The organism is Streptomyces sp. SPB162 (assembly GCF_029504575.1).
In the GTDB taxonomy this organism is placed as follows: Bacteria; Actinomycetota; Actinomycetes; order Streptomycetales; family Streptomycetaceae; genus Actinacidiphila.
The window spans coordinates 3,272,981-3,291,386 of record NZ_JAQFII010000001.1 but is presented as its reverse complement, the minus strand read 5'-3'; the positions used below and the strand labels follow the sequence as shown (position 1 = coordinate 3,291,386).

Annotated in this window: 12 protein-coding genes and 1 pseudogene; 9 read left to right on the top strand and 4 right to left on the bottom strand. The window is 71.4% G+C overall.

Annotated elements, in window-relative coordinates; all coding sequences use genetic code 11:
- The first annotated feature begins 6 nt into the window (after positions 1–6).
- The 5 genes from M2266_RS14905 to M2266_RS14885 all read left to right on the top strand — a co-directional run bounded on the left by M2266_RS14905 (position 7) and on the right by M2266_RS14885 (position 6,596).
- Complete coding sequence (locus M2266_RS14905; protein WP_277438638.1) at positions 7–1,224, top strand: amidohydrolase family protein; 1,218 nt, start codon at positions 7–9, stop codon at positions 1,222–1,224.
- A gap of 454 nt (positions 1,225–1,678) precedes the next feature.
- Positions 1,679–2,587 (top strand): LLM class F420-dependent oxidoreductase, encoded by a 909-nt coding sequence (locus M2266_RS14900; protein ID WP_277441212.1) that lies wholly within the window; start codon positions 1,679–1,681, stop codon positions 2,585–2,587.
- An 82-nt stretch (positions 2,588–2,669) separates the two neighbouring features.
- A complete protein-coding gene (locus M2266_RS14895) occupies positions 2,670–3,452 on the top strand; it encodes a glucose 1-dehydrogenase (protein WP_277438637.1) in 783 nt (260 codons plus the stop codon).
- Positions 3,453–3,568: 116 nt separating this feature from the next.
- The gene (locus M2266_RS14890; RefSeq protein WP_277438636.1) at positions 3,569–4,696 is read left to right on the top strand and encodes an LLM class flavin-dependent oxidoreductase; all 1,128 of its coding nucleotides are present in this window, start codon (positions 3,569–3,571) and stop codon (positions 4,694–4,696) included.
- 160 nt (positions 4,697–4,856) lie between these two features.
- Positions 4,857–6,596 (top strand): D-aminoacylase, encoded by a 1,740-nt coding sequence (locus tag M2266_RS14885; RefSeq protein WP_277438635.1) that lies wholly within the window; start codon positions 4,857–4,859, stop codon positions 6,594–6,596.
- Between the two features lie 10 nt (positions 6,597–6,606).
- On the opposite strand, the gene M2266_RS14880 is transcribed toward M2266_RS14885, so the two are convergent.
- A complete protein-coding gene (locus tag M2266_RS14880; protein WP_277438634.1) occupies positions 6,607–8,166 on the bottom strand; it encodes a CehA/McbA family metallohydrolase in 1,560 nt (519 codons plus the stop codon).
- A gap of 179 nt (positions 8,167–8,345) precedes the next feature.
- Here M2266_RS14880 and M2266_RS14875 point away from each other — a divergent pair.
- From M2266_RS14875 to M2266_RS14865, 3 genes and pseudogenes are all read left to right on the top strand, one after another.
- A pseudogene (locus M2266_RS14875) lies at positions 8,346–9,171 on the top strand (TIGR03619 family F420-dependent LLM class oxidoreductase).
- A gap of 121 nt (positions 9,172–9,292) precedes the next feature.
- A complete protein-coding gene (locus M2266_RS14870; protein ID WP_277438633.1) occupies positions 9,293–11,887 on the top strand; it encodes a bifunctional FO biosynthesis protein CofGH in 2,595 nt (864 codons plus the stop codon).
- Positions 11,888–12,031: 144 nt separating this feature from the next.
- Positions 12,032–13,135 (top strand): ADP-ribosylglycohydrolase family protein, encoded by a 1,104-nt coding sequence (locus tag M2266_RS14865; protein ID WP_277438632.1) that lies wholly within the window; start codon positions 12,032–12,034, stop codon positions 13,133–13,135.
- Positions 13,136–13,386: 251 nt separating this feature from the next.
- Here the strand turns inward: M2266_RS14865 and M2266_RS14860 are convergent, their stop codons facing one another.
- From M2266_RS14860 to M2266_RS14850, 3 genes are all read right to left on the bottom strand, one after another.
- Entirely contained in the window at positions 13,387–14,967 is a 1,581-nt protein-coding gene (locus tag M2266_RS14860) for a sodium:solute symporter family protein (protein ID WP_277438631.1), read from the bottom strand.
- Between the two features lie 352 nt (positions 14,968–15,319).
- On the bottom strand, positions 15,320–16,102 hold the full coding sequence (locus M2266_RS14855; protein WP_277438630.1) for an SDR family oxidoreductase: 783 nt from the start codon (positions 16,100–16,102) through the stop codon (positions 15,320–15,322).
- A gap of 96 nt (positions 16,103–16,198) precedes the next feature.
- Positions 16,199–17,425, bottom strand: coding sequence for a PLP-dependent aminotransferase family protein (locus M2266_RS14850; protein WP_277438629.1), 1,227 nt, complete (start codon positions 17,423–17,425; stop codon positions 16,199–16,201).
- A 116-nt stretch (positions 17,426–17,541) separates the two neighbouring features.
- Here M2266_RS14850 and M2266_RS14845 point away from each other — a divergent pair, with 116 nt between their 5' ends.
- Entirely contained in the window at positions 17,542–18,381 is an 840-nt protein-coding gene (locus M2266_RS14845; protein WP_277438628.1) for a hypothetical protein, read from the top strand.
- Positions 18,382–18,406 lie beyond the last annotated feature (25 nt).

Genomic DNA, 18,406 nt, shown 5'->3' with positions numbered 1-18,406 from the left:
GTGCCCATGGAGACCTTCCCGAAGATCATCTCGGTGGACGACCACACGGTTGAGCCCCCCAACGTCTGGCGGGACCGGCTCCCGTCCAAGTACCGCGACATCGGCCCGCGCGTCGTCCGCGCCCCCCTGAAGGAGATGACCTTCCTGGGGGGCAAGTTCGCCCCCGTCATGGGGGAGCGGGGCGACGAGGGGCCGATCGGCGACTGGTGGATCTACGAGGATCTGCACCGTCCGCTGACCCGCCTCGACACCGCCGTCGGCTACTCCCGGGACGAGATCAAGCTTGAGGTGATCACCTACGAGCAGATGCGCCCGGGGTCCTTCAGCGTTCCCGAGCGGCTGGTCGACATGGACGTCAACCATGTCCAGTCCGCGCTCTGCTTCCCGACCTTCCCGCGGTTCTGCGGCCAGACGTTCACCGAGGCCAAGGACCGGGAGCTGGGGCTGCTCGGGGTGCGGGCGTACAACGACTGGATGGTGGAGGAGTGGTGCGGCCCCGACGCGCACGGGCGCCTCATACCGCTCACCCTCGTCCCGCTCTGGGACGCCGAACTGGCCGCGGCAGAGGTGCGCAGGAACGCCGCGCGCGGGGTGCGGGCCGTCTGCTTCTCGGAGATCCCGCCGCACCTGGGGCTGCCCTCCATCCACACCGACGACTGGGACCCGTTCCTGCGGGCCTGCGACGAGACCGGCACCGTCATCGCGATGCACATCGGCTCGTCCAGCAGGATGCCGTCCACCTCGGCGGACGCGCCGCCGGCGGTGGGATCCACGATCACCTTCGCCAACTGCTGCTTCTCGATGGTCGACTGGCTGATGTCCGGCAAGTTCGAGCGCTTCCCGAACCTGAAGATCATGTACGCGGAGGGCCAGATCGGCTGGATCCCGTACATCCTGGAGCGCGCGAACGTGGTCTGGGAGGAGAACCGGGCCTGGGGCGGAGTGGCCGACAAGGTGTTCCGGCCGCCGTCCGAGCTGTTCGCCGAGCACGTCTACGGGTGCTTCTTCGACGACGCGTTCGGCCTGCGGAACCTTGACGCCATCGGTGTGGCCAACGTGCTGTACGAGACGGACTACCCGCACTCCGACTCCACCTGGCCCAAGTCGAAGGAGGTCGGTGAGGCGCAGATGGGGCACCTGGCCCCGGACGTCGTCGACCGGATCGTCCGCGGCAACGCGATCGACCTCCTCGGCCTCACCCCGGACGGTCTCTGGGCGGGCTGATCGGGGCCCGCGACCCGGAGGGATGAGCCTGCGGGGGGATCAACTCCCGGAGGATCACTCCCGGGGTGTGGGCGTGGGCGGGGGCGGAAGCGGGTGCCGGCCCGGTGCGGCCCGCGATGCCCACCGGCAGCACGGCCGCGGCGACGGAGGGTAGCCGGTGCTGCATGTGGGTGCTCCTGATGTCGGGTGCGCGTACTGGGGCCTTCGGCCGTGGTGACGTGTCGGCCCGTTGGGGGCGCGGGAGGTTGTACGCCGCCGGTAGCGGCAGCCCCGCAGAAAAGCCCGCGTACCCCTTTACTGACGCCCCGTCAGATACGACGATGGGCCGCGAAGGTCGGGCCGCCGGGGCCCGTCCTCAAGGCGGCGGCGTCCGCCCGCCGGGCAGGCGCCGCCTTGAGGACGCGTCCCGGGCCCACCCCGTCGACCAAGGGAGAGCCGCGCCGTGCGTTACGGGATGCAACTGCCCGTCCAATCGCTGAGCACGATCTACGCCGAGCCGTGGGAACGGGAGGCCGGTCCCGCCGACCTCGTGGAGATCGCACGGGCCGCCGACCGGTGCGGGTTCGACTACATCGCCTCGTGCGACCACGTCGCCATCCCGCGGCGTCTGGCCGACGCGATGAGCACCACCTGGTACGACCCGGTGGCGACCCTCGCCTACCTCGCCGCCGTCACGACGAACGTCAGGCTGCTCAGCCACGTCGCCGTCGCCGGCCTGCGCCACCCGCTGATCACCGCCAAGGCGTACGCGACGCTCGACCACCTCTCCGGCGGCCGGCTGATCCTCGGGGTCGGGGCCGGCCACGTGCAGGAGGAGTTCGACGCCGTCGGTGCGGACTTCGCGCGGCGCGGCCCCGTGCTGGACGAGACGATCGACGCGCTGCGGGCGGCCTTCGCCGAGGAGTACCCGGAGCACCACGGTGAGTTCTTCGACTTCGGCGGCCTCGGGCAGCGTCCCCGCCCCGCCCAGCCGGACGGGCCGCCGATCTGGGTCGGCGGATCGTCGCCCGCCGCCGTGCGCCGGGCCGCGGTCCGGGGCGACGGATGGCTGCCGCAGGGAGACCCGCGCGACAAGCTGCCGCGGCAGATCGCGCGGATCAGGGAACTGCGCGAGGCGGCGGGCGTCACCACGCCGATCGAGATCGGCGCCATCGCCGAGCCGCTCCACATCGGGGATCCGACGTGGGAGGTCGGGCGGCGGACGCTGCACGGCAAGCCGGACGCGCTGGCGGCGAGCCTGCGGGAGTACCCGGCGATGGGGGTCGGGCAGATCCAGGTCCGCTTCCGGAGCCGGAGCAGGGGCGAGCTGATCGAGCAGATGGAGGCGTTCGCCGCCGACGTCGCGCCGCACCTGGACGCGTAGCCGCACCTGGACGTGTAGCCGCACCCGGACGCGTAGCCGCACCCGTTCCGCACCTCAGAGAACCACGACCAAGGGGACACACATGGGCAAGCTGGACGGGCGTGTGGTGCTGATCACCGGCGCCGCGCGCGGGCAGGGCGAGCAGGAGGCGCGGCTGTTCGCCGCCGAGGGGGCGAACGTCGTCCTGGCCGACGTGCTCGACGAGCAGGGCGAGGCGCTGGCCAAGGAGATAGGGGACAGCGCGCGCTACGTCCACCTGGACGTGGGCCGCGAGGACGAGTGGACGTCGGCCGTCGCCGCGACGACCGAGGCCTTCGGCCGGCTCGACGGCCTCGTCAACAACGCGGGGATCCTGCGCTTCAACGAGCTGGCGAGCACCCCGCTGGAGGAGTACCAGCTGGTGGTGCAGGTCAACCAGGTGGGCGCGTTCCTCGGGATGCGAACGGCGATCCCCGCCATCGAGGCGGCCGGCGGCGGCACGATCGTGAACACCGCCTCCTACACCGCGCTGAGCGGGATGGCCCTGCTGACGTCGTACGCCGCGACGAAGGCGGCGATCGTCGGGATGACGCGGGTGGCGGCGATGGAGGTGGCGGCCAAGGGGATCCGGGTGAACGCGATGTGCCCGGGCGCCATCGACACCCCCATGTCCAACCCGGCCCAGCTCGACCCGGACTCCGACCTCGCGGAGTCCTCGGCGGCGCTGGACGCGTTCTACAAGAAGCTCCTGCCGATGGGCAGGATCGGGCAGCCTGCCGAGGTGGCGCAGCTCGCACTGTTCCTGACCAGCGACGACTCCTCGTACATCACCGGGCAGCCGTTCGTGATCGACGGCGGCTGGCTCGCCGGGATCTCGGTCTTCTAGCCGGCCTCCCGGCGCTCAATCTGACACATCATCAGGTATTGACGCTCCGCCGGGGCGGTGCCAGAGTCGTTCGTATCTGACGGAGCGTCAGAAATACTTCGGGACGGTGAACCTCCTTGGAATTCGGGCTCTTTGTACAGGGATATGTGCCTGTGGCGCGGTCCGCGGTCGACCCCCAGGCGGAGCACAAGGTGCTGATGGAGGAGACCGAGTACGTCATCCAGGCGGACAAGTCCGGCTTCAAGTACGCCTGGGCCTCCGAGCACCACTTCCTGGAGGAGTACTCGCACCTGTCGGCGAACGAGGTCTTCCTCGCCTACCTCGCCCACGCCACCGACCGTATCCACCTCGGCTCCGGCATCTTCAACCCGCTCGCCCCGGTCAACCACCCGGTGAAGGTCGCCGAGAAGGTGACGATGCTCGACCACCTCTCGCAGGGCCGTTTCGAGTTCGGGACCGGGCGCGGGGCGGGCAGCCACGAGATCCTGGGGTTCATGCCGGGCATCACCGACATGAACCACACCAAGGAGATCTGGGAAGAGACGATCGCCGAGTTCCCCAAGATGTTCCTCCAGGACGAGTACGTCGGGTTCCAGGGGAAGCACTGGTCACTGCCGCCGCGCAAGATCTTCCCCAAGCCGTACGGGAAGTCCCACCCGGCCATGTGGTACGCCGCCGGATCGCCTTCCTCGTACGCGATGGCCGCCAAGAAGGGGCTGGGGGTGCTCGGCTTCAGCGTCCAGAAGGTCTCCGACATGGAGTGGGTGCTGGAGCAGTACAAGACGGCCATTCGGGAAGCGGAGCCGATCGGCGACTTCGTCAACGACAACGTCATGGTGACGTCCACCGCCATCTGCGCGGAGACGCACGCCAAGGCGGTCGAGATCGCCGTCGGCGGTGGTCTGAACCGGCTGCAGTCGCTGGTCTTCCGCTACCACGACACCTTCCCCCGGCCCGAGGGCATCCCCGAGTGGCCCGAGCTGCTCCCCGAGTACAGCGAGGAGATCATCGAACTCCTCATCGCCGAGGAGCTGATGATCTGCGGCGACCCGGACGAGGTCACCGCGCAGTGCAAGCGCTGGGAGCAGGCCGGCGCGGACCAGCTCTCCTTCGGTCTGCCGATCGGGATCTCGTACGAGGACACGATGAACACGATCAAGCTCATCGGCGAACACGTCATCCCGAAGATCGACACGGACCCGGTGCACCGCACCACGCGCTTCCGCCAGGCGGCAGGGCAGTAGGGACACGGTCCACGAAGCGGGGGCGGCGTCTTCCCGGACCGCCGCCCCGCGCCTCCGGCCGGGACAGGGTGTCGTACGGCAGCGGCCTGCCGACCCTGTCAGGACCGGAGGCGCAACCACGTCCGCAGGACTTCACGCAACCGGAGAGGTGAGATCGACCATGCTTGACCACCTGATCAAGGGCGCCACCGTGGTGGACGGCACGGGAGCCGCCGCGTACACCGCCGATGTCGGTCTGCGCGGCGGCAGGATCGCCACCATCACCGAACCCGGCACCGTCACGCAACGCGCGCGGACCGAGGAGGACGCCACGGGTCTCGTCCTGACCCCCGGCTTCGTCGACCCGCACACCCACTACGACGCGCAGCTGTTCTGGGACCCCTTCGCCACCCCCTCCATGAACCACGGCGTCACCACCATCGCCGGCGGCAACTGCGGCTTCACCCTCGCCCCGCTCAACCCCGCCCGCCCCGAGGACGCCGACTACACGCGCCGGATGATGTCCAAGGTCGAGGGCATGTCGCTGAAGGCCCTGGAGGAGGGCGTCGACTGGACCTGGTCCTCGTTCGGCGACTACCTCGACGCCCTCGAAGGACGGATCGCCGTCAACGCGGGCTTCATGGTCGGCCACTGCGCGCTCCGCCGGCACGTCATGGGACCGGACGCCGTCGGCGGACAGCCCACCGAGGAGCAGCTGAGCGAGATGCTCCGGCTCTTCCACGAGTCCATGGCCGCCGGCGGCTGGGGGCTCTCCACCACGCAGTCGTCCACCCACTCCGACGGCGACGGCGCGCCCGTCGCCTCCCGGCACGCGGGCCGCGACGAGCTGATCGCGCTGTCGCGCGCGGTGGGCGAGCACGAGGGCACCCAGCTCGAGGCGATCGTCGCGGGCTGCCTCGACCAGTTCGCGGACGAGGAGATCGACCTCTTCGTGGACATGAGCGCGGCCGCCGGACGCCCCCTGAACTGGAACGTCCTCACCATCGACGCCGCCGTCCCGGCCCGCGTCCCGCGCCAGCTCGCCGCGTCGGAACGCGCCCGCAAGGCCGGCGGCCGCATCGTCGCCCTCACGATGCCGATCCTCACGCCGATGAACATGTCCCTCGGCACGTTCTGCGCACTCAACCTCATCCCCGGCTGGGGCGCGATCCTCAACCTGCCCGTCCCGCAGCGGATCGCCGAGCTTCGCGACCCGGCCGTCCGCGCCGAGATGCTGCGCAGCGCCAACAGTCCGGAGGCCGGCGTCTTCCGCCGCCTCGCGGACTTCGGCCGCTACGTCATCGGCGACACGTACTCCGAGGCCAACGCCGGTGTGAGCGGCCGGGTCGTCAAGGACATCGCCGCCGAACGCGGGCAGGAGGCGTTCGAGACCATCGTCGAGATCTGCGCCAACGATGACCTGCGGACCGTCCTGTGGCCGATGCCCACCGACAACGACCCGGACAGCTGGGCCCTGCGCGCCCGCACGTGGGAGCACGAGGACGTCCTGCTCGGCGGCTCCGACGCCGGGGCCCACCTCGACCGCATGTGTGGCGCCCCCTACACGACGCGCTTCCTCGGCGACTGCCTGCGCGGCCGCCGGCTGGTCCCGCTGGAACAGGCCGTCCGCATGCTCACCGACGACCCCGCCCGGCTCTTCGGCCTCCGCGACCGGGGCCGGCTCGTCGAGGGCTACCACGCCGACCTCGTCCTCTTCGACCCCGCCCGCATCGACGCCGGCACCGCCACCCTCGTCCACGACCTCCCCGGCAACAGCCCCCGCCTCGACTCCCGGGCGATCGGCATCGTCTCCGTCCGCGTCAACGGAGTCGAGACGATCAGGGACGACGAGATCACGGGCGCCGTCCCGGGGACGGTGTTGCGGTCGGGCCGCGACACGGCATCCGTGCCGACGGTGTGACGCCGGGGTCCTACCGGACGTCCAGCCAAATGGGGTTCGTCAGTGCCGCCGCCGCGCCGGGCAGCCCGCTCGCCCCGCCGTCCGTCACCGGGTGCCGTACCTCCGCCCGTACGTACGCGGCCAGCGACGCCGTCGTGCGCCACTCGACCGAACCCACCCCGGAGGGGGGAAGCTGTGTGGCGTACATCTGGCCCTCGTCCGTCATCAACCGCACCTGCGCCCCGAACACGCCTCCCGCGTCCGGCACCCCCGACACCTCCAGCCGCACCGTCACCACGTCCTCCGCCCGTACGACCAGCCGCTCGCCGATCCCCGCGTGCTCCCCGTGCGGCCCGGTGGCCGTGAAGGCGAGCTGGACGGCGGAGGACTCCGCGAGCCAGGAGCGGCCCGCGCGGATGCCCGCGAGCAGGGAGGGACGGTCGAGGCGGTCCGCCAGGACGACCGTCTGGGGGAGGCCGACGACCTGCGGCTCGCGGTGCGCGTCGGAGTTGCCCATGGCGGGGATCCAGTGACCGTCGCGCGTGGACGCCGTAAGGAGGTTGTCCCAGGTGTTGAGGGAGAGCTCGTCGTCCGGGCCCCACGGGCCGTTCCAGATCTCGATGGCGTCCGCCTGGTCGTAGCCGAACTTCCACTGGCTCGCGGGGAAGATCCCGTACGGATGGGCGGGCACCACGAGCCCGCCCGCCCCACGGATCTTGCGCGCGAACCGCGCGTACGCGTCGTCGCGGGCGCGGTAGCGCCAGTCGAACCAGACGCCGGGGTCCGTGCCGACGGCCAGGTAGTGGCCGTTGCGGGTGGTGATCTCCTCGCCGGTGAGGACGAGGAGGTCGTCGCCGGCGAGGGGCCCGTAGACGGGGTGCGCGGACGTGGTGTTGTGTTCACTGGTGTTGATGAAGTCGAGCCCGGCGGCCCGCGCGGCGGCGGTGACCTCCGCCGGGGTGCGCTTCCCGTCGGAGTGGACGGTGTGCAGATGGCAGTCGCCGCGGTACCAGGCGCGACCGCGCCCCTTGGCGTGCCGCGGTGGGTAGACGGGCGCCGGGGTGGTGCCCTGGGGCCCGTACCGCAGGGTGACGGTGACGGAGTAGTCCAGCCCCTGGGGAGCGACGGTGTACGGGCCGAGGACGACGTTCCAGGTGCCGGCGGAGACCGGCCCCGCGAGATAGCCCGGCGTGGCCTGCTCGGCGCTGATCGCGAACTCGGTGCGGGCGCCGCCGGACCAGCCGCGGAAGCCCCTGCCGCCGAGAGCGGTGCCGTGCTGGTCGAAGATGCCGATGTCGCAGGCGTTGCCGACGGTTCCGACGGGGACGGCCGGCCGGTCGTACGTGTACGAGACGGCGATCTCGCGGACCCCGTGCGGCACGTTCACCGGCAGGTAGACGAAGTCCGCCACGCCGGTGGGCAGGTGCCCGGTGACCGTTCGGGTCTCCTCGGCCGCGGGGGCGCCGTCCGAGGCGCCCGCGCCGTCCGAAGCGCTCGCCGACCCGGCTCCGGCGAAGGTCACCGGGGCCAGCGTGAACACTCCGGCGGCTCCCGCGAGTGCCGTGAACCTGAGAACTTCGCGTCGTTCCATCCGTCGTGCCTCCTGGGCGAGAAGGGTGGGAGGTGCCGCAGCGAACTGTTCTACTCCGGAGCGTCGGAGGCCGGAACAGCGAGCGGCCGGCGGATGGCCGGATCGCGTGCAAACACGCACCGCCGCCCCCGGCGCTCACCCGCACGACGTCCCGTCCGCCCCCTCAACGGAGGTTGCCCATGCGGATCCACACCACGATCTTCCTGACCGACGAGACCATGGGCCCCGTGCGGCTCGCCGAGGAGGTGGAGCAGCGCGGGTTCGCCGGGTTGTTCCTGCCGGAGCACACGCACATCCCGGTGGCCAGGACCACGCCGGCGCCGATGGGGGAGCCGCTGCCGCGGGAGTACGGGCGGACGCTCGACCCGTTCACCGCGCTCGCGGCCGCCGCGGCGGTCACCCGGCGGATCACGCTGGGGACCGCGATCACGCTCGTCGCGCAGCACGATCCGATCGTGCTGGCGAAGCAGATCGCGACGCTCGACCACCTGTCGGGCGGGCGCTTCACGCTCGGGGTGGGTTTCGGCTGGAACGTGGAGGAGGCGGCGGACCACGGAGTGGCGTGGGCGGGGCGGCGCGACCTCGTACGGGACCGGATGCGGGTGATGCGCGCGCTGTGGGCACCCGAGCCGACGGCGTACGAGGGGGAGTGGGCGTCGGTGGCGGCGAGCGAGGCGTACCCGAAGCCGGTGGGCCCGTTGCGGACGCTGGTCGGCGGGGCCGCCGGGCCGAAGCTCTTCGGGCACATCGCGGACTACGCGGACGGCTGGATGCCGATCGGGGGCGGCGGTCTCGCCGACGCGCTGCCGCGGCTGAGGGAGGCGTGGGACGCGGCCGGCCGCGGACCGGACGGGCCGCAGATCGTCCCGTCGGCGGTGCGCCCGACCGACGGCAAGCTCGCGCACTTCGCCGATCTTGGGCATCGAGGAGTGCGTGGTCCAGCTGCCCCCGGCCGGCGAGGACGAGGTGCTGCGCGTGCTGGACGACTACGCGCGGTTCCTGTGACGGGCCCGGGCGGCACCATCCGTGCCACATCCTCGAGGGCAGCTGGAGCCGTCGCACGGGTGGCCAACGCCATAGCAGGCGCCGTGACCCCGCCCGCCGGGCAGCGACCTATGCTCGGGAGATGACCATGAGCCTGTCCCGCCCCGAGGAGCCGATCCCCACTGCCAACGGCATGCGGCGCGCGCTGAAGCGTGCCCGCGACGGAGTCGCGCTGGACACCGCCGAGGCGGCGGTCCTGCTGCAGGCGCGCGGTGACGACCTGGTGGACCTGTCCGCGACCGCGGCCCGGGTGCGGGACGCGGGTCTGGAGACGGCAGGCCGGCCCGGGGTGATCACGTACTCGCGCAAGGTCTTCATCCCGCTGACCCGGCTGTGCCGTGACAAGTGCCACTACTGCACCTTCGTGACGGTGCCGGGCAAGCTCCGTCGCGACGGACACGGGATGTTCCTGTCGCCCGACGAGGTGCTGGAGATCGCGCGGCAGGGCGCGGAAATGGGCTGCAAGGAAGCCCTGTTCACGCTCGGCGACCGTCCCGAGGACCGCTGGCCCGAGGCGCGGGAGTGGCTCGACGCGCACGGGTACGACGACACGCTCGCGTACGTGCGGGCGATGTCGATCCGGGTGCTGGAGGAGACCGGACTGCTGCCGCACCTCAACCCCGGCGTGCTGTCGTGGCAGGACCTGCAGCGTCTCAAGCCGGTCGCACCGTCGATGGGCATGATGCTGGAGACGACCGCGACCCGGCTCTGGTCCGAGCCCGGCGGCCCGCACTTCGGCTCGCCCGACAAGGACCCCGCCGTGCGGCTGCGGGTGCTGGAGGACGCGGGGCGCTCCAACGTCCCGTTCACGACGGGCATCCTGATCGGGATCGGCGAGACGTACGCGGAGCGCGCCGAGTCGCTCTTCGCGATACGGAAGATCGCCCGGCAGTACCACGGCATCCAGGAAGTGATCATCCAGAACTTCCGTGCCAAGCCGGACACCGCGATGCGCGGCATGCCGGACGCGGAACTGGAGGAGCTGGCGGCGGCGATCGCGGTCGCCCGGCTGATCCTGGGGCCGGCGGCCCGCATCCAGGCACCGCCCAACCTGGTGGACGGGGAGTACGCCCGGTTCATCGCGGCGGGCATCGACGACTGGGGCGGGGTGTCCCCGCTCACCCCCGACCACGTCAACCCCGAGCGCCCGTGGCCGCACATCGACGACCTGGCCGAGAAGACCGCCGCCGCCGGGTTCGCGCTGCGCGAGCGGCTCACGATCTACCCCGAGTTCATCCAGCGCGGTGAGCCGTGGCTGGACCCGCGCCTGCTGCCGCACGTCCGCGCCCTGGCCGACCCGGAGACGGCGCTGGCGGACGCGGACGCCAAGCCCAGCGGGCTGCTCTGGCAGGAGCCCGACGAGGCGTTCACGGCGACCGGCCGCACCGATCTGCACACGACGATCGACACCACCGGGCGCACCGGCGACCGCAGGGACGACTTCGACGACGTGTACGGCGACTGGGAGTCGCTGCGCGAGCAGGCCGCGCCCGGCATGGTGCCGGACCGGGTCGACGGCGACGTGCGGTCCGCGCTCGCGACCGCCGCGGACGACCCGGTGAAGCTCACCGACGAGCAGGCCCTCGCGCTGCTGCACGCGGACGGCCCGGCGCTGGACGCGCTGTGCCGGATCGCGGACGACGTGCGGCGCGACACGGTCGGCGACGAGGTCACGTACATCGTCACCAGGAACATCAACTTCACCAACGTCTGCTACACCGGCTGCCGCTTCTGCGCCTTCGCGCAGCGCCGCACCGACGCGGACGCGTACACGCTGTCGCTGTCGCAGGTCGCCGACCGCGCCGAGCAGGCGTGGGAGGTCGGCGCGACCGAGGTGTGCATGCAGGGCGGCATCCACCCGGACCTGCCGGGCACCGCGTACTTCGACATCGCGCGGGCGGTGAAGGAGCGCGTGCCGGGCATGCACGTGCACGCCTTCTCGCCGATGGAGGTCGTCAACGGCGCGACGCGTACGGGGATGTCGATTCACGACTGGCTGGCGGCGGCGAAGGAGGCCGGGCTGGACTCGATCCCCGGCACGGCCGCCGAGATCCTGGACGACGAGGTGCGCTGGGTCCTCACCAAGGGCAAGCTGCCGACGGCGACGTGGGTGGAGGTCGTGAAGGCCGCGCACTCGCTGGGCCTGCGCTCGTCCTCCACGATGATGTACGGGCACGTGGACCAGCCGCACCACTGGCTGGGCCATCTGCGGCTGCTCGCCGAGATCCAGCAGGAGACCGGCGGCTTCACCGAGTTCGTGACGCTGCCCTTCATCCACACCAACGCGCCCGTCTACCTGGCCGGGATCGCCCGCCCCGGTCCGACGCAACGGGACAACCGGGCGGTCACGGCGATGGCCCGGCTGCTGCTGCACCCGCACATTCCCAACATCCAGACCAGTTGGGTCAAACTGGGCGCGGAGGGCGCGGCGGAGATGCTGCGCTCCGGGGCGAACGACCTGGGCGGCACCCTGATGGAGGAGACCATCTCGCGGATGGCCGGCTCCAGCTACGGCTCCTACCGGTCGATCCGGGACCTGGTCGCCATCGCGGAGTCGGCCGGCCGGCCGTCGCGCCAGCGCACCACTTTGTACGGCGAGATCTCCGAGGAGCGCCGGACGGCGGGCCTCGCCTCCGACGGCCACCTGCCCGAGTTGCTGCCGGTGCTCGACGCGTAGCGTGCACGGGCGGCAAATGGACGGGAAAGGGCGGATGGCGGGCCGTGGCCGGTGCACCCCCTGTGTCGTAGGCGACACAGGACGTGAGCGACGTTGTCGACTATCGTGCCTGCGACTGACAGCTGCTGACCGAAGGGGCTCGCTTTGACGGCGGTTTGGGGACGTGCGCAGCAGCAGGATTTCCGCAGCCGCGTGCGCGGCTGTCTGCTCGGCGGAGCCGTCGGCGACGCGCTGGGCGCGGGCATCGAGTTCGACTCGCTCAAGGCGATCCGGGCGGAGCACGGCCCGGACGGCGTCACGGACTTCGTGCCGGCGTTCGGCCGCCGGGGCACGGTCACCGACGACACGCAGATGACCCTCTTCACCACCGAGGGCCTGATCCGGGCACAGGTGCGGCGCGACAGCGGCGCCTGGCACCCGCCGACCGACGTGCACCGCGCCTATCTGCGCTGGGCGGCCACCCAGAGCGACTGGGGCCCCGACGAGCGCCGCAAGGACACCGGCTGGCTGGCGCGCGAGGAGTGGCTGTACGCGCGCCGGGCGCCCGGCCTGGCCTGCCTGAACGGGCTCGGCGACGACCGGATGGGCACCGTCGAGCATCCGAAGAACCCCGGATCCAAGGGGTGCGGCACGGTGATGCGCTCCGCGCCGTTCGGGCTGCTGGTCGGCTGGGAGCCCGAGTTGGTCTTCCAGCTCGCGGTCGAGTGCGCGGCGCAGACCCACGGCCACCCCACCGGACAGCTCGCGGCCGGCGCGTTCGCCGTCATCGTGCACGGGCTGGCGCGCGGCGACGCGCTCGACGGCGCCGTGCAGCACGCGCTCGCGCTGCTCGGCCTGCGCCCGGACCACCAGGAGACGACGGACGCCCTGCAGCAGGCCTTGGGCGCCGTTCGGCAGGGGATGCCGTCACCGGAGCGGGTGGAGGCGCTCGGGGAGGGCTGGACGGCGGAGGAGGCGCTGGCGATCGGCGTGTACTGCGCGCTGGTGGCCGAGGACGTCCGGCACGGCCTGCTGCTGGCGGTGAACCACGGCGGGGACAGCGACTCCACCGGATCGGTGTGCGGCAACCTGCTCGGCGCGCTGCACGGCGAGACGGCGCTGCCACCGTCGTGGATAGCGGAGCTGGAAGGGCGCGGCACGATCCTGCAGCTCGCGGACGACTTCGCGATGGAGATGACGCAGGCCCCGGCGCTGCACGGCCCGGCGGGCTCGTCCCCGTCCTGGCTGGAGCGCTACCCCAACGCGTAGGTCGTGTCTTCACATCCTCGTCTGGCCGACGGGGCCTGGCACGCACGCTCGCGGCGTTGTCGTCGGTCGCCGATACTCCGCATGGACTCCCTCCTCCGCCTTGCGATCGCCCGCACCAGGCCCTGTCGGCCCCGCCCTTCGGGCGGACGACGCCTAGGTGAAGACACGGCCTAGAGGTCCGGACGCGCCGAGGCGGGCCCGGACCTCCGCCGAGGTCCGGACCCGCCCGTCAGGCTGTCTCTGTCTCTGTCTCAGTCGGTGGCGGGTACCGCCGCCACGTCCTGCGGCTTGGCCGGCTCGGGGACGGCGGCTGCCGCCGCGGAACCGCTGTCGCCGCCGCCGTCGCTGTTGATCTTCTCCAGCAGCGCGTCCCGCTCCGGGGTGTCCTCGGGCTTGACGAAGCCGATGAGGATGTACAGGAAGAGCGAGACCGCGAGCGGCACCGAGATCTGGTACTCCAGGTTCACGCCGCCCGAGACCGCGTCGTTGATCGGGTAGTTGAGCAGGTAGAACGCGAGGAGGCCCATCGCCCAGCTGGTGAGCGCGGCGGTCGGCCCGGACTTACGGAACGGTCGCAGCAGGCCGAGCATGAAGGGGATCGCGATCGGCCCCATCAGTCCCGCCACCCACTTGATGACGATGGTGATGATGTCCTTGAAGGTGGGCGAGTTGACCTGGGTGGCGATCGCCATGGACAGGCCGAGGAAGGCGAGCGTGGTGAGCCGCGCGGCGATCAGGCCGGCGCGCTGGGTCCAGGCCCGTGCCGTCTTGGAGAACGCGGGCGCGATGTCGCGGGTGACGACGGCGGCGATGGCGTTGGCGTCGGAGGAGCACATGGCCATCGTGTGCGAGAAGAAGCCGACGACGACCAGGCCCAGCAGCCCGTGCGGCAGCAGCGTCTCGACCATCAGGCCGTACGAGTCGGACCCGTCGGGCTTCTTGGCGGTCACCAGCAGCGGGGAGATCCACATCGGGAAGAAGAGGACCAGCGGCCAGATGAACCACAGGGCCGCGGAGAGCCGGGCCGAGCGGACGGCCTCCTTGGCGTTGGCGGTCGCCATGTAGCGCTGGGCCTGGTTCCACATGCCGCCGTTGTACTCGAACGTCTTGATGAACAGGTACGCCAGCAGGAAGATCAGGGTGTAGGGGCCGGCGGTGCCGCTGGTGTGGCCGTGCAGCTTCGGGTCGTCCCAGACGTTCCAGATCCCGCTGATGCCGCCGATCTTCCCGAGGGCGGCGACGAGCATGGCGAGACCGGCCAGCAGCTGGATGACGAACTGCCCCAGCTCGGTGAGCGCGTCTGCCCACAGACCGCCGACCGTGCAGTAGACGGCGGTGATCGCGCCGGTGATGACGATCCCCTGGGTGATCGTGACGCCGGTGAACACCGACAGCAGGGTCGCGATCGCGGCCCACTTGGCGCCCACGTCGACGATCTTCAGCAGCACCCCGGACCAGGCGAGCGCCTGCTGGGTGGTGAGGTTGTACCGGTTCTTGAGGTACTCGAGCGGCGATGCGACGTGCAGCCGGGAGCGCAGTCTGCTGATCCGGGGCGCGAAGAGGTTGGCGCCGATGGCGATGCCGATCGCGATCGGGAAGGACCACGTGACGTAGGACGTCACCCCGTACTTGTAGGCGATGCCCGCGTATCCGGTGAACATCACCGCGCTGTATCCGGACATGTGGTGCGAGATGCCCGCCAGCCACCAGGGCATCTTGCCGCCGGCGGTGAAGTAGTCGCCGACGTCGTCGATGCGCTTGTGCGACCAGAGTCCGATCGCGATCATCACGCCGAAGTAGGCGATGAGTACCGCCCAGTCGAGATTGTTCATGTCCCCTCCAGGGGTCCGCCTTGTGAACGTGAATCGCACTTCGCTGTGACGTTCGCTGCGGCGGGCGCCCCCATGCGGGAGTGGGGACTTCCGGGATTGAACCCCCTGGCGGGGCGGTCGGTCAAGGGTCCTCGCGTTCAAGAGTCTGAACACAAATCAGAAAGCCGAACGATTTTACTTGTTCTTGACCCGCCTTGGCATTGTCGTGAACGTGACGGCGAACACACGATGAGCGGGCACTTCGCTGGACGTCCTGCAGGGGCATGACGAAGTACCGCGCGGGAACGGGATCCCGCGCGGTAGAGGGAGGAGGGGGCCTGTCCGAACCTGTCGAACCGACGGGCGCCGAGCGCTACCGCATCAGCTCGCCCGCGTTCACCAGCAACGACTGCCCGGTGATCGCGCGGGCCCGGTCGGAGGCCAGGAAGACCGCGGCCTCCGCCACGTCCCCGTCCGTCGCCAGTTCCGGGAGCGCCATCCGCTCGGTGAGCCGGCTCAGCACCTTGTCCTCGGACACGCCTTCCGTGTGCGCCGAGAACTGGACGAACGCCTGCACCGGCGGGCCCCACATCCAGCCGGGCAGCACCGTGTTCACCCGGATCCTGTACGGGCCCAGCTCGCGCGCCACCGAGTACATGGCCGACGTCAGGGCACCCTTGGACGCCGCGTACGCCGCCTGCCGCACCTGGGAGGGCGCCGCCACGGCGGACTGCGTTCCGATGATCACCACGGAGCCGCCGTGCGCCTTCAACGCCGGCAGGCACGCCTTGGTGAGCCGCAGCGTCCCCAGCAGGTTGACGTCGAGGACGCGCTGCCAGGAGGCGAAGTCCGCGTCCTCCAGGCCGCCGAAGTAACCGTCCATGGCGGCGACATGCACGACCGCGTCGATGCCGCCGAAGCGCTCGACCGCCAGCGCCGCGAGGGCCTCGCACTGGTCGCCGTCGGCGATGTCCGTCGACAGCCACGCGGTCCGGGACCCGTCCGCGTCGATCTCCCCCGCCACCTTCACGAGGTTCTCCTCGGTACGGGCCCCGAGCACCACCCGCGCGCCGTCGCGTACCGCGGCCGCCGCCACGCGCTGCCCCAGCCCGGCGCCGACCCCGGACACGACCACGGTCTTTCCTGACAGCAACATGCGTGCCTCCGGCGGGTTCCAGTCCTGGGCGCTCACTTCTGACGGTTCGTCAGGTTAGAGCCCACGGCGGAAGAACTCCACACCCGCGACCGGTCTTCAGCCCAGCGCGGGGGCCGTCGCCGTGGACAGCGCGGCGGACAGACGGCGCAGGCCCTCCGCGATCTCGTCGGGGGTGTGCGTCGTGAAGGACATGCGCAGGGCGGCCGGGTCGCCGGGGCCCGCGAAGAAGGGCACGCCGGGGACGTACGCGACATCGTGCGCGACGGCGACCGGCAGCAGGGCGGTGGCGTCGAAGCCGTCGGGCAGCCGGACCCACAGGAACATCCCGCCGTCGGGGCGGTTCCAGGCGCTGCCCGCCGGGAGCGCTGCCGGCAGGCCGGCCAGCAGGGCGTCGCGCCGGAGGCGGTACGCGCCGCGCACACGGTGCAGATGGGCGTCGAGGTCGCGGTCGGCCAGATAGCGCGCCGCCGCGGCCTGGTCGACCGTGGAGGAGTGCAGGTCCGCGGCCTGCTTGGCGATGACGCAGGCGCGCCGCAGCTCCTCCGGCGCCCGCAGCCAGCCGAGCCGCATGCCGGGCGCCATGATCTTGGAGAACGACCCCAGCAGGACGGTGCGGTCGGCGGCAGCCTCCAGGGAGGCGATCCACGGCACGGGCTCCCCGTCGAAGCGCAGCTCGCCGTACGGGTCGTCCTCGACGATCCACAGCCCGTGCCGCCCGGCGACCTCGGCCACCGCCCGGCGGCGGTCAAGCGGGAGCGTGCGCCCGGTGGGGTTCTGGAAGTTCGGGATCAGATAGAGCAGTTTCGGCCGTTCGCGGACAACGAGTTCCTCCAGGGCCGCGGGGTCGATCCCGTCCTCGTCGGACGGCACCGGCAGCACCCGCGCGCCCGCGAAGCCGAAGCACTGCAGCGCGGCCAGATACGTGGGGTCCTCGACGAGGACGGTGTCGCCCGGCTCCAGCAGCGCGGTGGCGAGGAGTGCCAGGCCCTGCTGGGAGCCGGCTGTGACGAGCAGGTCGTCCGGGCCGGTCGGGAGCCCCCGCGCGCGGAGCCGGGCGGCGACGGCGCCGCGCAGCGCCGGGTCGCCCTCGGTGGTGGAGTACTGGAGCACGCGCCGGGGCGCCTCGGCGAGCACGTGGTCGTAGGCGGCGCGGATTCCCTCGGCGTCGAAGAGCTCGGGCGCCGGCAGCCCGCCCGCGAAGGAGATCACCTCGGGGCGTGCGGTGAGCGCCAGGATCTCGCGTACCGGCGACGCGCCGACCGAGGCGGCGCGGGCGGCCAGTGCGGGGACGTCGGCTCGGTTGGCTCGATTCATACGCGTCATGCGCGAAGCCTACGAAGAATCCGTGGCCTGTCCACCCATTTCGCCGATCCGCGGACGGGACGCGGTCCGCGACCGGCCCTTCCCCACCTGACGTATCGTCAGCTACACCTGTAGGCATGACAGAAGAGACGCGCAGCGAGGTGTACGCGGAGCTGGCCTCCGTCGGGCCGTACGGGGTGCGGGTCGGGCACGCCCTGATCACCATGGTGGAACCCCTGCCGGGCCACGAGTACGCCTACAACCGCTGGTACGAGGACGACCACTTCATCGCGGGCGCGATGGCGATGCCCTGGATGTACGCCGGGCGCCGCTGGGTCGCCACCCGCGACCTGCAGCTGCTCCGCTACCCGGAGAAGTCCGCGGTGGCCCAGCCGGTCACCGCCGGCTGCTACATCTCCACCTACTGGGTCACCGCCGGCCGCTACGACGACCACATGAAGTGGACCGTCGGCATCAACAAGCGCCTCAACCGGGACGGCCGGGTCTACCAGGACCGCACCCACGTCTTCACCGCGTTCCAGGACCACGCCGCCACCGTCTACCGCGACGGCGCCGCGGGCCCCCGGGACTTCCACGCGCTCGACCACCCCTACACCGGGCTGGTCGTCGAGGTCATCGACGCCGAGTCGCCCGAGCAGCGCGAGGAACTGCTGGAGTGGCTGCGCTCCCGGCACCTGCCCAAGCGCCTCGCGGGCTCACCGGCCGCGATGGTGACCATCTTCAAGCCGACGCCGCTGCCGGGAGACCGGATGACCTACGTGAAGCAGGTCGAGGGGGTGGACACCCGCCTGACGCTGCTCTGGTTCCTGCAGCGGGATCCCCGCGAGGCCTGGGACGCCCACTTCACCGGCCTGGACGACGAGGTCGCCGCCTCCGGCCTGGGCCGCGTCGAACTGGTGGCACCCTTCGTCCCCACCGTCCCCGGCACGGACACCTACGTCAACGAACTGCGCTGACCTGACCTTTGGAGCGGGACAAGCC

What these genes read in the sequence shown, in the direction of transcription:
- M2266_RS14895 (WP_277438637.1), top strand. Translation starts at nt 2,670, where the DNA reads ATGGGCAAGCTGGACGGGCGTGTGGTGCTGATCACCGGCGCCGCGCGC.
- M2266_RS14880 (WP_277438634.1), bottom strand. Translation starts at nt 8,166, where the DNA reads ATGGAACGACGCGAAGTTCTCAGGTTCACGGCACTCGCGGGAGCCGCC.
- M2266_RS14900 (WP_277441212.1), top strand. Translation starts at nt 1,679, where the DNA reads ATGCAACTGCCCGTCCAATCGCTGAGCACGATCTACGCCGAGCCGTGG.
- M2266_RS14860 (WP_277438631.1), bottom strand. Translation starts at nt 14,967, where the DNA reads ATGAACAATCTCGACTGGGCGGTACTCATCGCCTACTTCGGCGTGATG.
- M2266_RS14845 (WP_277438628.1), top strand. Translation starts at nt 17,542, where the DNA reads ATGACAGAAGAGACGCGCAGCGAGGTGTACGCGGAGCTGGCCTCCGTC.
- M2266_RS14905 (WP_277438638.1), top strand. Translation starts at nt 7, where the DNA reads ATGGAGACCTTCCCGAAGATCATCTCGGTGGACGACCACACGGTTGAG.
- M2266_RS14850 (WP_277438629.1), bottom strand. Translation starts at nt 17,425, where the DNA reads ATGACGCGTATGAATCGAGCCAACCGAGCCGACGTCCCCGCACTGGCC.
- M2266_RS14885 (WP_277438635.1), top strand. Translation starts at nt 4,857, where the DNA reads ATGCTTGACCACCTGATCAAGGGCGCCACCGTGGTGGACGGCACGGGA.
- M2266_RS14870 (WP_277438633.1), top strand. Translation starts at nt 9,293, where the DNA reads ATGACCATGAGCCTGTCCCGCCCCGAGGAGCCGATCCCCACTGCCAAC.
- M2266_RS14855 (WP_277438630.1), bottom strand. Translation starts at nt 16,102, where the DNA reads ATGTTGCTGTCAGGAAAGACCGTGGTCGTGTCCGGGGTCGGCGCCGGG.